The sequence below is a fragment of the Aliivibrio sp. EL58 genome, assembly GCF_900312675.1.
Lineage (GTDB): Bacteria > Pseudomonadota > Gammaproteobacteria > Enterobacterales > Vibrionaceae > Aliivibrio.
Map to the genome: position 1 here is coordinate 26,343 of NZ_OMPC01000005.1, position 13,823 is coordinate 40,165.

The 13,823-nt window shown below is 38.0% G+C and carries 16 protein-coding genes; 9 read left to right on the forward strand and 7 right to left on the reverse strand.

The annotated features are described in order from the left end of the window. Positions 1 to 63: 63 nt before the first annotated feature. Together ED622_RS07085 and ED622_RS07090 are read right to left on the reverse strand one after the other, a co-directional pair. Positions 64 to 2,421 (reverse strand): fatty acid cis/trans isomerase, encoded by a 2,358-nt coding sequence (locus ED622_RS07085; RefSeq protein ID WP_122033215.1) that lies wholly within the window; start codon positions 2,419 to 2,421, stop codon positions 64 to 66. A gap of 108 nt (positions 2,422 to 2,529) precedes the next feature. Continuing rightward, complete coding sequence (locus tag ED622_RS07090; RefSeq protein ID WP_122033216.1) at positions 2,530 to 3,768, reverse strand: OFA family MFS transporter; 1,239 nt, start codon at positions 3,766 to 3,768, stop codon at positions 2,530 to 2,532. 315 nt (positions 3,769 to 4,083) lie between these two features. On the opposite strand from ED622_RS07090, the gene ED622_RS07095 reads away from it, so the two are divergent. The 4 genes from ED622_RS07095 to ED622_RS07110 all read left to right on the forward strand — a co-directional run bounded on the left by ED622_RS07095 (position 4,084) and on the right by ED622_RS07110 (position 6,906). After that, positions 4,084 to 4,635: a DUF3332 domain-containing protein gene (locus tag ED622_RS07095; RefSeq protein ID WP_122033217.1), complete on the forward strand. Its 552-nt coding sequence runs from the start codon at positions 4,084 to 4,086 to the stop codon at positions 4,633 to 4,635. 327 nt (positions 4,636 to 4,962) lie between these two features. Further along, a complete protein-coding gene (locus tag ED622_RS07100) occupies positions 4,963 to 5,328 on the forward strand; it encodes an NADH:ubiquinone oxidoreductase (RefSeq protein ID WP_122033218.1) in 366 nt (121 codons plus the stop codon). Positions 5,329 to 5,461: 133 nt separating this feature from the next. Continuing rightward, a complete protein-coding gene (locus ED622_RS07105) occupies positions 5,462 to 6,466 on the forward strand; it encodes a response regulator (protein WP_122033219.1) in 1,005 nt (334 codons plus the stop codon). Continuing rightward, complete coding sequence (locus ED622_RS07110) at positions 6,466 to 6,906, forward strand: PAS domain-containing protein (RefSeq protein WP_122033220.1); 441 nt, start codon at positions 6,466 to 6,468, stop codon at positions 6,904 to 6,906. Before ED622_RS07105 ends, ED622_RS07110 begins: the two co-directional genes overlap by 1 nt. 65 nt (positions 6,907 to 6,971) lie before the next feature. Here ED622_RS07110 and ED622_RS07115 read toward each other — a convergent pair whose 3' ends face one another. After that, the gene (locus tag ED622_RS07115) at positions 6,972 to 7,280 is read right to left on the reverse strand and encodes a DUF496 family protein (RefSeq protein WP_060993732.1); all 309 of its coding nucleotides are present in this window, start codon (positions 7,278 to 7,280) and stop codon (positions 6,972 to 6,974) included. A 109-nt stretch (positions 7,281 to 7,389) separates the two neighbouring features. Further along, complete coding sequence (locus tag ED622_RS07120) at positions 7,390 to 7,797, reverse strand: polymer-forming cytoskeletal protein (protein WP_122033221.1); 408 nt, start codon at positions 7,795 to 7,797, stop codon at positions 7,390 to 7,392. Positions 7,798 to 7,952: 155 nt separating this feature from the next. Between ED622_RS07120 and ED622_RS07125 the strand changes: the two genes are divergently transcribed. Beyond that, positions 7,953 to 8,612: a YceH family protein gene (locus ED622_RS07125; protein ID WP_122033222.1), complete on the forward strand. Its 660-nt coding sequence runs from the start codon at positions 7,953 to 7,955 to the stop codon at positions 8,610 to 8,612. A gap of 4 nt (positions 8,613 to 8,616) precedes the next feature. Beyond that, positions 8,617 to 8,898, forward strand: coding sequence for a GIY-YIG nuclease family protein (locus tag ED622_RS07130; protein ID WP_122033223.1), 282 nt, complete (start codon positions 8,617 to 8,619; stop codon positions 8,896 to 8,898). An 11-nt stretch (positions 8,899 to 8,909) separates the two neighbouring features. Here ED622_RS07130 and nadE read toward each other — a convergent pair whose 3' ends face one another. Beyond that, on the reverse strand, positions 8,910 to 9,740 hold the full coding sequence (gene nadE, locus ED622_RS07135; protein WP_122033224.1) for an ammonia-dependent NAD(+) synthetase: 831 nt from the start codon (positions 9,738 to 9,740) through the stop codon (positions 8,910 to 8,912). A 159-nt stretch (positions 9,741 to 9,899) separates the two neighbouring features. Between nadE and ED622_RS07140 the strand changes: the two genes are divergently transcribed. Together ED622_RS07140 and ED622_RS07145 are read left to right on the forward strand one after the other, a co-directional pair. Beyond that, positions 9,900 to 10,412, forward strand: a complete 513-nt coding sequence (locus tag ED622_RS07140) for a nicotinate-nicotinamide nucleotide adenylyltransferase (RefSeq protein WP_122033225.1) — start codon at positions 9,900 to 9,902, stop codon at positions 10,410 to 10,412. 6 nt (positions 10,413 to 10,418) lie between these two features. Continuing rightward, positions 10,419 to 10,925 (forward strand): hypothetical protein, encoded by a 507-nt coding sequence (locus ED622_RS07145; protein ID WP_122033226.1) that lies wholly within the window; start codon positions 10,419 to 10,421, stop codon positions 10,923 to 10,925. Positions 10,926 to 10,958: 33 nt separating this feature from the next. On the opposite strand, the gene ED622_RS07150 is transcribed toward ED622_RS07145, so the two are convergent. Beyond that, positions 10,959 to 11,576, reverse strand: a complete 618-nt coding sequence (locus ED622_RS07150; protein WP_122033227.1) for an AraC family ligand binding domain-containing protein — start codon at positions 11,574 to 11,576, stop codon at positions 10,959 to 10,961. A gap of 181 nt (positions 11,577 to 11,757) precedes the next feature. On the opposite strand from ED622_RS07150, the gene ED622_RS07155 reads away from it, so the two are divergent. Further along, positions 11,758 to 12,861, forward strand: coding sequence for a 1-acyl-sn-glycerol-3-phosphate acyltransferase (locus tag ED622_RS07155; RefSeq protein WP_122033228.1), 1,104 nt, complete (start codon positions 11,758 to 11,760; stop codon positions 12,859 to 12,861). Between the two features lie 16 nt (positions 12,862 to 12,877). On the opposite strand, the gene ED622_RS07160 is transcribed toward ED622_RS07155, so the two are convergent. Continuing rightward, on the reverse strand, positions 12,878 to 13,801 hold the full coding sequence (locus ED622_RS07160) for a LysR family transcriptional regulator (protein ID WP_122033229.1): 924 nt from the start codon (positions 13,799 to 13,801) through the stop codon (positions 12,878 to 12,880). Positions 13,802 to 13,823 lie beyond the last annotated feature (22 nt).

Genomic DNA, 13,823 nt, shown 5'->3' on the forward strand with positions numbered 1-13,823 from the left:
ACCAACATTAATACAACGCTAATTATTGTGTTGTTTGTCTACAATTAGCGCATATTATTTTTTCTAGCGATTTTCAAAACGATTGTAATCAAGCAGCCCGGCCTCGATAGGGTTATGTGTTTTATACCACTCTGTTAATTCATCACTGTATGGCCAAAATTTTACCGAACTTCGTCGAATAGCAAAGCGATCAAGAAAGGCAATATAGTCGCCTTCAGAGCTAATATTACGCAGTTGAGTGATAAACAGTTTTAACTGTGATTCTCTTACCTCTAAGAATGCAGCAGGGTAACTACCAACAACACCATATAGAATAGAGAAATGATCTTGTTCTGGCATTCTATTACTCTCTTCGTTAAACAAAGAAGAAATATTTTTATGCGCACTGGTATTAAATAAAGTAAAAAATTCACTATGATTATCAGTATCAGCAATAATTTTTACCGTAATAATCTGTGGTAGGTGCTGTAAACCAGAGCCTTGTATAGTGTCTATCGTTTTCAATAATGTATGCGACGTATTCATCAGCTTTGAGTTTGTGACATCGTAACGTTGGGATATATTTGAGCCGATATGATTACGCAACAGAGCAAATAACTCATCTTTTGGATTGTCCGATACATATTTTATACGAGTAGGTTGTTCGAATGGCTGAACATCACGCTGTAAGTATTTGCTCAATTGTGGAGATGGATCTTGATACCAACTCTGCCACTCTTTTTTACGTTCTTTTCTTGGAAGTAGAGTTAAAAAGTTAGTTTCCCCTTCCATTCGTAAGAAGTCCATATACATTCGGGTCATCAATTGGTGACCAAAATTACCATAGACGTCAAAGCCAGCGACCAAAAGGTAATGGATTCTTTCTAATAAGGCATAATCAATAACCCAAGCGGTTTTAGGGGTAGGGCCATTTAACCCTTTAATGACGGACGCGCTATCAAAATGACGATAAATCGTTAAGGCTGCATTGTTATTATCATCACCGCCATCCCAAATGAGTTCAGGTGTTAAGTGTTGACCGTCTTTAAATACTTGATTTAAATATATGTTTTTATCTTTAAGATAACGTGCTTGATTACGTGAATATTGTATCCAACTCGTAATAGGAACAGTTGTACTTTCTAGTTCAGCCGGTAATGCTAGGTTTTGTTTTTGCTCTCTGTAAAACTGCTCGACGTTAGGATTGTCGGCGGTTTTAGGATCAACAAAAAACACCCAGAAATGGTCGTTAATCACATTAAGAGCCAACTGTCCACGGCACACAGGCCCTTTAATAAACCCCTGAATCGTGTCTTGCGCCTCATCAAGTAAATAGTTATAGCGAGAGTTAACGGGTAAATCAACAAACGTCGTCAATGGGTTCGCCGCAATTTCCGTAGAATAACTAGGCAGTTTAGTCACAGTGTAACTTTCTTTAATAAACCATTGCTCCCATTTACTAAAACGCGTTTGATCGAGTAAGTAAGGCATGTGAGTTTTATCTACAATGGTACTTCTAACCGGAGTAATACGGTAATAAACGCGATCAACGTTTGGATCATCATATGGTCGACGAGTTGCAATTAAAGCTATCTCTTCACCTGGAGGGGTTGCAGAACGAACCAACTTAAAAAAACGTAAAGTATCTGGGTCACTTGAAAAATATAAATGATTTAAAAATAAATGTTCATACAAATATCGGCTTGTCAGTTGTTGTTTTAAACTGTCGCCATTAAAGAAAGATTCCCATTGTGCGATGTTTCTTTTTTCATTCTGAGACAGTGGTGCAATATCACTTGTCTGAGCTCCTTTTTCCAACCATGTTACTAATAGATTATGCTCTAAATCATTTAACCCTGGCATCCCATAAGGCATTCCCCAGCTAGGGTATTGAGATTCATAATCAGACATTTCCTCAATCGTAGGGCATTGTTGGTCTCTATCGACAGCAAAGTCATAACCGGTTAATTGTTTTTCGTCTGCCAGTGGATTATTTTGTTTTAACGTTAGCATACGAGCCATCACACTGGCTTCAGTATTGGCTATTGGTGTTTGTTCACGTTCATTAAAAATAGGGGTGAAACCAATATCACGCCACTCTTGAGTGGTTTGAGCGTCTTCAAATAAACGAGTAGGGTTTGCTGCGACTAGCCTCGTTCCTTGGTAAATAGGGGATTTGTGAGCGCCGCGATCCATTCCTTCAGCAGATGACATTTTAAGTTGGCAAGGTGCATCATAACAGGCATGACAAACGACACAGCGCTTATCGATTAAAGGCTTAACCTCATTAAGATATTGTAAACTGTCAGGAGTGTTATATTCATTAAGTCGTTGTTGTACAGATTGTTTACCAAAAAGTTGGTCGTAATTATAAGTGGCGTAGGTCGCACAGCCGGAAAAGATGACAACAAGAAGAATAAGTAATGAGCGGTTAGAAAACATAAGCGCATCCATGAAGAAAAAGAACTTTGATTATAATAATAAATGAAAAGAAAAACAAAAAAGCCCGCTTACTTTTCAGTAAACGGGCTTGATTTTATTAAGAATATATTAAACAGTAGCAGGGCTTAGTTGCTGTGCTTTTTCTTCAGAAATAGGTTTGGTAACAAGAGCTAGAACAATTGCAACACCAACCATTACTGCAGAGATAGTGTAAGCCAGTACATAGTCACCGCCTTGAGTCATTGAGTAACCAACAACAGCAGCACCGATAGCACCACCAATACCCCATGATGTGTAAAGTACACCATAGTTAGTGCCGTAGTTTTTCAGACCGTAAAACTCAGCAGTTAACGATGGGAATACAGCAAGTAGAGTACCGTAACCAACAGCAGCGATTGCAGTACCAACGATTAGCATAACTTCGCTATCAAATGTACCGAACATAGCCATGTTTGCAGCTTGTAAAACAAACGCGATAAGCAGTGTCTTAACGCCACCAATTTTGTCTGAAAGCATACCAGCAGCAACACGACCGCCTGAATTGAATACAGCTAGGATTGAAGCTAGGTAAACCGCGTTAGGCAGATTAGCTTGCATGCTTGCAATCGTTGTAATGTTACCGATGATCATAAGACCTGCAGAAGCAGCAAACGCGTACATAATCCATAACGAGTAGAATTGTGGCGTTTTAAGCATTGCTTTCCAGTTAAGATCAAGTGGTTGGCGAGTAGAAATAGGGGCTTTACCCGCTTTTACTTTTGGTAGCTCTGGCGTGTAACCTTCAGGTGGGTTAGTAATTGTCGTTGCTAATGGTACTGCGATAGCAAGGATTGCCACACCAAGCACTAAGAAGCTTGTTTGAATACCGTACATAGAGATTAGCGCCGATGTAACAGGAGCTAGGTAGATAGCAGCAAGACCAAAACCTGCAGCAATTAAACCATTAACCATGCCTTTTTTAGATGGGTGGAACCACTTCATCGCTGATGGAGCAAGACAAGCGTAACCAAAACCAATACCAGCACCTGTCATAACACCAAACGTTAAGTTCAGCATGAAAACAGTGTCAGCGAAGCTTGATGCGATCATGCCTAAGCCAACTAAGATTGTACCGAAGATCAAGATTAGGCGTGGGCCCATGCGATCTTGAAGGATGCCAGCAACAAGAAGACAGATAGAAAAAGTGATTGTTGCAGTTGCATAAGGTTGAGACGCTTGTGACGCCGTCCAGCCCATATCAGTAACAAGAGCTTTGTTGAATACGCTCCATGCGTAAAGAATTCCCAAACATAGGTTAATACAGAAGCCTGCAAGCAGGATACGCATTGCTTTATCGATATTTTTCATCGCAATCTCAGTGAGTTGAAAGTTTATTACAATTAAATGTATGTTTTTTATAATTGATTCTTAGAAACATGACAGACGTCACGTTAATCTGCGCGGAGTTTATCAGCACTTTATATGTATTGGAATAGCTTGTATGAAAATTACACCACATTTTTTCAATCTAACATTGCATATTTGACAGTGTCAATATATTGGCTGGTGGCGACAGTATATTGTCAGTTTTATGTAAAATCATGATCTTCGGTCTATTTTTACAATTAATTGCTTGATAATATCTGCCGCGGTAAAAACATAACTAATAAATATGAGAAAATTATGAACTTTAAAAAAGTTAAAATCGCAGTGGCAGTAACATTAGGCATTACAACTCTTACTGGTTGTATGGGCCAAATGGGGGTTACTCAATTAGTGACTTTTGGTAACTTAAAAGCAGTAGATAACCGTTATGGTCGTGCTGGACTTTATATCCTATTAGCTCCTGTTTACGGTATCACTGCTGCAGCGGATTTATTTATTTTTAACTCAATTGAGTTTTGGACTGGTAAAAATATCATTACTGGTAAAAGTCCAGCTCTTGTCGATAAAGATGTTGGCGGTGCAGTATTTAAAGTAAATGATAAAATTGACTCTTCGATGACGAAGGCACCAATTGCTCCACTTCAAGTAAATAACAATGTGAAAAGCACATCAGTTGAGCAAATCGATGCGAATACGCTAGAGATGCACGTAGCGCTACTAGATGGTACTCAACAAGTACTTCGCGGTGAGAAAACGGATGACAGCGTTGCTTTCTACCTTGATGGTAATTACATCACTACAGTACAAGTTGAAGAGTTAGAAAATTATGTAGCGGCGTCGCAAGCATAATCTAAGTATGAAATTAATTAGTATAAAAGCACTCATTTTTGAGTGCTTTTTTGTATCAGATCAAAAATTATAAAAATAATTATTCTTCGCGTATTATGTGTATTGTAACTGTTTTTTAACATTGCATGTATTAACTATAAGACATAAAAAGATAAAGACTAAATCTAGCTATTTTATCAGAAATAACGTCATTTGTTTGCAACAAAACCGCAACATATTGCAATTCTTCACCTAGTTGAAATTTGATAAAAAAGCGATAGAATACAGCGAAAACAAAGATTCCAAAATTGAAAGGATGCTCTCAATTTATTTTCGAGGTCTTATATTATGAAATTACTACTAATCTTTTTAGTTTCAACTCTAGGTGGTGTTGCCGCTGCCGAGCACTTTCATTCTTTTCTTTTAGGTTTAAGTATAGCGAGCTTAGCAGTAGGCTGCTGTCATTGGTTTGCATTTAGAACGACCCGTTACCCACAAATGGCGCTATTACTTTTAATGCTTGGCTTATTCTCAAAAATGGCTGTAACCATTGTCGGTGTTATGATGGCGGTAGATGCGGAACTGATTACTTCTCCATTTATTTTTGCTGTCTCGTATCTTTTCTTTTCAATCGTAGCAACATACCTATGGTTTAAAATTAAGGATCGTAAAATTTCAGAGCCTCTGCTAAATAGAAAAGCTGATCTCATGTAATAGAATCACTTTTATAAAAGATAAGAAGGAGCTTTTTAGCTCCTTTTTTTTGTTTTTGTACAATGCTGTACTGTATCTATGCGAAAGGTTACTTGATATAGTATTGATAGTTTTAGTTAATAAGGGTTTTTAGATGGCAATTTCCATCTTAATTTGTGACGATTCAGCTTTAGCGCGCAAACAATTAGCGCGAGTGATCCCATCTTCATGGGGGACAACGATAGATTTTGCTCATCATGGTTGGGATGCTATTGGTAAGCTTGAAGCTACGTCATATGATCTTCTGTTTCTCGATTTAACGATGCCAGAGCTAGATGGCTATGGTACATTGGAGCAGATAAATGCACGTAATATATCCACACAAGTCGTTGTTGTTTCTGGTGATATTCAACCAAAAGCTCAACAACGAGTATTGGCGCTTGGTGCAAAAGCATTTATTAAAAAGCCTGTTGATAAAGAGACATTAATCTCAACCCTTATTTCTATTGGCATTCAACCAGAACGTCAGCAGACTTATACGCCACAATCGATAGCCCCGATCCAGCTGCGTCGCCGTGATGTTTATTTAGAAGTTGCCAATGTCGCTATTGGTCGTGCCGCTGATTCATTAGCGCGTCACTTTGATGTGTTTGTTCATATGCCTTTGCCTAACGTTAATCTGTTTGAAATGAGCGAATTACAGATGACATTGCGCCATTTAGCAAATAACCAAGAGATGTCGGGTGTTTGTCAGGGCTTTAGCGGTGAGGGAATCGCAGGGGAAGCTCTCGTATTATTGAGTGACTCAAGTGTCTCTGACTTAATCAAATTAATGGATTACCCTGAATCTGATGATGCAAGTCTAGAATTAGAGCTTTTAATGGATGTTTCTAATATTCTAGTGGGTGCTTTTTTAAAAGGAATCGGCGAACAAGCCGAAGTTCGTTTTTTCCAAAGCGCTCCGGTCTTACTGGGCCAACATATCTCTGTAGATAGTGTAATTGAATCTACTAATGGTTCATTTAATCGTTTGATGGCATTTGAAGTCAGTTATAACATCGATGGAACAGACATTAAATGCGATATGCTATTGATGATTGTAGATGAATCCCTGCCAATTTTAGATAACAAACTAGCTTACTTACTGGATGATGAATAATGAACGGGATCCCTGCGGAGTTTGAACAGTTTCACTGGATGGTCGACATGGTACAAAATGTTGATGTAGGCTTAATTGTTGTGGATAAAGAATTTAATATTCATCTTTGGAATGGGTTTATGACGCACCACAGTGGTAAACAAGCTCATGATGTGATGGGTAAATCTTTATTTGATATATTCCCTGAGATTAATGATGCTTGGTTTAAAGCAAAATCAAAACCAGTGTTTGATTTAGGAACGCGCAGTTTTGTTATCTGGCGACAAAGGCCTTATTTATTTCGTTGCCGTAATGTTCGACCAATCACTCAGCAAAGTGAATTTATGTACCAAAATGTCACGTTAAATCCTATGAGAAGTACAACAGGGGAAATTAAATCAATGTTTTTAGCTGTTGAAGATGTGACTACTGAAGCATTAGCTGAGTTAGCAAATATATAAAATTGAAAAGTAGGATAAAAAAATGGAGGCGAATAGGCCTCCATTTTTGTATCTAAGCGCGATGATTATTTATTCGCTTTTTTGTCCGCTTCTGTTAAATCACGGATTTTACGGCTGATATCACGACGAGATTTAGAGATTTCAGCACTTTTGATGATGTGGTCATCAACACGGTCTTCGTAATCAGCTTTCATGTTTTGTACAACAGCAATGATTTCGTCAGTAGACATTGTTGGGTGAATATAATCCAACATGTTTTCTAAAAGAGTCACACGCTTCTGGTTATCACGAATTTTCTTTTGGTTATCTTGTAATTCACGTTTTAGTTTATTCTTACGACGAGCTTGGTTGATGATTTCAAAAACGTTGTTCATTTTTATATCCTATAATATTTAATAGCTACTCTCTTGATTAAATCATAAATGCAGCGTTGAAAACAATAACAAGATCAATACAGTGCTAAAAAAATAAATTAAGACGCAGTTAAACCGCTATCTTCTCTTTCTCTGTATTAGGTTTAGTTTCTGTAATTTTAGTTACTTTTTCAATATCAACCACTTCACGATTTTCACCGATCAGTAAACCACCTTTCTCGATGGTCAATTGTTGAGTTTGCATTGTACCTTTGAATTTGCCTTTAGGCTGGATATTTACTTCACCACCTTGGCATGTACCTTCAACTAAACCATTAATCAGTACCAATCCTGCTTTAATGTCACCTTGGACACGACCAGAAGGAGTAATAATGACTTCAGCTTCCGTTGAGATATTACCTTGAACAAAACCATCGATTTGAATGCTATGCTCAGATTCAATGTTACCTATAACTCGGCAACCTTTGGCAATGATAGATAAAGAGGCTGAGGTAGACCGACTACTAAAAAGGCCCATGTGTATTTCTCCAATTGATATTAAACTAACGAAAGAATACTATCATGGATAGAACAGGGGATAACTACTATTTATAGAGTCAACAGTAGTATTTAGTAACAGAGCTCACACTTTTATCGTATGCATTATCGAATAAAGTAAAAGGAATCATAAGAATGAGAATTATCACCCAGGCAGAAATACGTGTTATTGGCTGTTTAATAGAAAAAGAAATCACCACACCAGAACATTACCCATTAACATTAAATGCACTAACGAACGCATGCAATCAAAAAAGTAATCGTGACCCTGTCACTTCAATGACAGATTCAAACGTATTAGATGCGCTTAATGCACTGATTAAAGACCGATTAGTGACTGATGAAACTCGCGGAAACTCAAGAGTCGCTAAATATCAACACCGTTTTTGTAATACCGAATTTGGCAGCCTTAAATTGTCTTCGCAAGAGATTGCTATTTTATGTGTGCTTTTTCTACGTGGGCCTCAAACGCCGGGTGAGCTAAGAACGAGAACGCAACGTTTATGTGAATTTGAAAATGTTGCGCAGGTTGAGGCCGTTTTAAATAAATTAGCCGCTGATGAACTCTCTCCTAAAGTCGTTAAGCTATCAAAAGAACCAGGCAAACGTGAAGCTCGATATGGGCACTTATTTTGCGGTGAGCTGAGTGACAGCGTCGCTGATTCTTGTATTCAAGAAGCACCGACACAAAATACCGAAAAAAATGAGCGAATTGAACAATTAGAAATTGAAGTTTCTCAGTTACGTACCGAGCTGAATGAATTAAAACAATTGGTTAATGAGGTTCTCTCTTAGTGACATGACAGAGCTTAAATCTGACTGGACTCTCTATTTGATACGAACCCGATCTAACAGTTTATATTGTGGCATCACTAATAATTTGCCACGTCGCTTAGAAATGCATAAAGCAGGTAAAGGGGCGAAGTATTTACGAGGAAAAGGGCCTTTAACTTTAGTGTGGTCACACAATGTAGAGTCAAAATCACACGCGTTAAAATATGAGTATCGTATAAAAAAAATGACCAAGGCCTCAAAAGAAGCCTTGGTCAATCAAACAGGTAGTTTACCTAGCCTTGACTGATCTCTGAATTACTAATCGTAGATAGTCGGGATCGGTTGGCGTTTATGCTGGGACAGTTGGTAGATAGTAATTAATCTAGCTTCTGCTTCAGCATCAATTTTCTTACCTTCTAAAAAGTCATCTATTTGGTCGTAAGTAACCGACAGTGCATCTTCATCTGCTTTTTGAGGAGCAAGTTCTTCTAGATCAGCCGTTGGCACTTTTTTCACTAGCTGCTCAGGAGCACCTAACGCCGCAGCAACCTCTCTTACCTGACGCTTGTTTAAGCCAAATAGGGGAGCCAAATCACACGCACCATCACCAAACTTAGTGTAAAACCCAGTAATGTTTTCGGCAGAGTGATCGGTTCCTAATACTAAACCGCCAACATAACCTGCAACTTCATATTGAGCTATCATTCGTGCGCGTGCTTTTACATTGCCTTTCACAAAATCTACCTTTGCAGAATCGCTAGGAAGTAGGCCTGTATGCTCAAGAGCAATATGATTCGCTTTGTGTAAGCCATCAACACCGTCTTTAATGTTTATGCTGATTGATTGAGAAGGTTGAATAAAAGATAAGGCTAATTGAGCTTCATCTTCATCCTTTTGGATACCATAAGGTAAGCGTACCGCGATAAATTGGTATTTATCCGTTTCAAGCTCTTGGTTTAATTCATTAATTGCAATTTGAGCTAATCGCCCGCAAGTTGTTGAGTCGACACCACCGCTGATCCCAAGGATTAGCGATTTGCAATGAGATTGAATTAGTTTTGATTTAATAAAATCGACACGAGTTGTAATTTCTTGAACGGGGTCAATTGATTCTTTTACTTTCATTTCTTCAACAATCTGCTGTTGCATTGCGATTCCTTTACCCTTTATTGAGGGGCTATTAACACTTAAGTAGAATAATCATACTGAATTAAATGAATTAATAACAGCCTAATAGTGTTCTCACATAGCCATCGACATAAATTTCACTTATGCTGATTAATAATATCAACAATAACGAGATTAAAAATGAAGATTGCAGTATTTGGTAGCGCCTTTAATCCACCATCATTTGGTCACAAGAGCGTGATTGAACGTCTTGGGCATTTTGACAAAGTGTTACTGGTACCAAGTATTTCACACGCATGGGGTAAAGCGATGCTGCCTTATGAAACTCGACTTAATATGATTAATGCATTTATTTCTGACTTAGCGTTGAGTAACGTTGAGTTATCTACCTTGGAAAAAGAGATCCACATTCCAGAACAAAGCGTCACCACTTTTTCTCTCTTAAAAAAACTTCAAGAATTACACTGTAATGCCGATATTACTTTTATCATTGGGCCAGATAACTTCCTTAAGTTTGACAAGTTTTTCAAAGCTGATGAGATAATAAAACGTTGGAGTGTTATGGCTTGTCCAGAAACAGTACCTATTAGAAGTACCGATATAAGAAATACGATACAACGTGGTGAGGATATCTCCCACTTAACAACAAAGGGTGTCCAAGAATACATTTCTAGGCATCAATTATACGAGTAATAATCTATGAAAATACAAGTTGGCTTAATCAGTTTAACGATGGCAATATCTATGTACGCAAGTGCAGAAGAGAGGTCGACTTGTTTGCAAGAAAGCTACGATAGCTATTCACGTGAAATTTATTCGTCAAACAACCACTGTTTAGTGCCTTTATTTGAAGTTAATCAGTTTATTTCACAATTAACTGAAATAACAAAAAATATTGAAGAAGAAGTTTTTGAAGAAAGCTTTTGGGATAAGTGGGCTTACACTACTGGAGATGACCCATTATTAACTGGTTACCTTAGTGACAGTGCGGTGGGTTTTACTGTGTGGCAACCTGAAGAATATTACGACAAAAAAATAGAAGAATTTGAATCATACGGCGAATGGCTTGAAAGTCATGGTTTACAGTTGAGCTTAGCGTTTGGTGGAGAAAAACAGGGAAGAAATGCCCGTTTTCGTATTGATTATCGCTGGCATGAACGCGCTGATGATCAGGTGTTTATGCAGTTTGAAATCCCTTTCCAATAACGAAAAATCGAGCATCATCGTGATGACGCTAGCTTACTTTAGTAAAGAAAATACTTGTTGAAGTAGTTGTACATTGCCTGAAAAATAACGCTTCGCAATCATCTCATCTTTCGCGCCAGATTTACGCATTTTATCCGCTTCTCTTACTTTCAATGCCATCATCATGTCTGGGGACACTTGGCAATCTACCGTCTCTTTAGCGTCAGTTAATGAGGATAAGTAGCTATTAATACTCTTTGATTCTACAGACAATTCTGTATGCAAAGAGGCCGTAAGTAACTCATCTTGCATTACCTGCAATAAACGCTGTTCAGCAAGTTCTGTTAAATTACTTGATTGCAGCTTTTGTAATCCCGCAAGTAATAAAGGACTCATCTCAACATAACCACCATGAGATTGTAATAACTCGCGAGTTCTTACCGAAAATTTAACAGTAGAGATACTCGAGTTCGGAACAATAGTGATTGAAGATAAAGCATCAAACGGAAGCCAAAACCCTTCTCCAGGCAGAACCAAATATTCCCATTTACCTAAACGAATAAGCGCAGCACCAGTAAGAACAGATACGAATTCATAATGGTTCTTTTTCTTTCTCGCTGTATAAAAAAGATGGGAATGTGTCTCTGAGTGAAAAGTGATTGCGTTTTTCATAGGTACCTCTAAATTTGAGTTCGTAACTTTACTGGTTTTTACCTAAAAATCAACGGATTCTCTATCGTAAAAGTAATATTTACTCACAAATGGTACGACCACTGTAATTGTTCACGTACAAGTGAAGTAAAATCAAGTAGAATATGGCCTCATTTCCTTTTTGGTAACCAGAAGTCTAAAAATGACCACACAAGATATCTATCAAGAAATTCGCCCATATAATGATGATGAAGTTCCTGCTGCTATTGAGCGTTTAATTTCTGATGATGAATTCATTACCGCTATTCTGCATTACAAGTTTCCTTCTGCCTCTAAGTTTTTATTTTGGCTATTAGCGCCATTGTTGCGTTGTAAGTTACGTCGCTCATTATCTAAGATCACCACAATAGAAGATGTGCAGTTGAATGTGGCGACGTATTTGAATAAGACGGTTAAAAAGACAACCAATGGTATTACCTATACTGGATTGGATAAGTTAGATCCTAATCAAGCGTATTTATTTGTTTCTAATCACCGTGATATTGCTATGGACCCTGCGTTAATGAATTGGGTTTTATACAATAATAAGATGCAAACAGTTAGAATCGCGATAGGTGATAACTTATTGAAAAAGGCCTGCAGTACAGAATTAATGAAGCTGAACAAAAGTTTCATTGTAAAACGTTCAGCAAAAGCGCCTCGTCAAATGCTTAAAGCGTTAGGGCAGTTGTCTGCTTATATTAAGCATTCTTTAGAAACCAATAACTCTATTTGGATCGCGCAAAAAGAAGGTCGAGCAAAGGATGGTAACGACTTTACCGATCCTGCAATTTTAAAGATGTTTCATGTTGAAGGACGTAAACGTAAAGAGAGCTTTCCTGATTACATGAATAGCTTAAAGATAGTTCCTGTATCTATCTCTTATGAGAATGATCCATTAGATGTTCAAAAAGCTAAAGAATTGAATGCCGTAGCAACATTAGGTTCATACGAGAAAGGTGAATTTGAAGACATCGACAGTATTATCAAAGGGATCATTGGTAATAAGAAACGCATTCACATTCACTTTGGTGACGTTGTCACTTCTGCACCGGAATCTGCTGATCTATTAGCACAAGAGATGGATCAACAGATAACAAAAAATTACCATCTGTTCCCAATCAATTATGCAGCAGCGAATGTTGACTCTGATACCGTGACAGAAGAAGTAAAACAAGAGTTAGAGACTAAGCTGGAGCAGTTGTCATTACAAGAACAGCCTTATCTGCGTGCGCTTTACGCTAATCCAGTAAAGAACGCACAATAGTTCTGATTCTTTAAGTTTAATTGAATAGCTTTTTATCCCAATGTGGTGGATTACCCACTTGTTGGGATAAAAAGTCAATAAAGGTTCTAACCTTTGGAGGTAAGTGCTGGCGTCTTGGATAGACTGCATAAATCGGTAATACCATGTCTGCTTGCCATTCCGTTAATAAACGTACCAAAGTGCCATTTTCAAATTCATCTTCAAGTAAGTAGCTCGCCAAATACGATATACCGGCTCCGGCTTTAGTTGCATCTAAAATCGCTGATGCATTGTCTATTTTAAAAATACTCTGCACTTTAACAACTTGATGGACGCCATCACGAGTAAATTCCCATTCATTAAACTTGCGCTCATTACTATGATAAGCAATACATTTATGTTTACTTAAATCAGCCGGTCGAGAAGGCAACCCATTTTCTTTAATATAACTTGGTGCAGCTGCAACGATAAAACGGCAGTCGGCAATTTTTCTCGCTACCATGCCTTCGGGTAAATCATCATGTATGGCTATCCAGCAATCAAGGCCATCCTCTAACAGCTTTGGTTTATGATCGAATAGGGTGACTTCCAGATCAACGTCAGGAAATTGCGCTTGAAACTCAGCAAGGGCATGAATGATATGACGATTACCAAAGGATTGTGCAATACCAACCTTAAATACGCCAGATATCCTACCGTGGTGTGCATCTAACAAGGCATCAGCTTCATAAGCAATATCAATGAGCTTTTGGCTGTATTCGGCGTATTGCTGACCTAGCTCAGTGATCGAAACAGATCGATTATTACGCTGGACTAACTGGCAGTCTAAGCGAGTTTCTAAGGCTTTTATCTGTTTGGATACATGAGATTTAGAGATACCTAACTTTTCAGCAGCACGTGTAAAGTTTAACTCATTGGCTACCGTAGCAAAGATTACCATTTGATGCAGATTATCTAACATTATCAAACCTAAAGAAAAAACA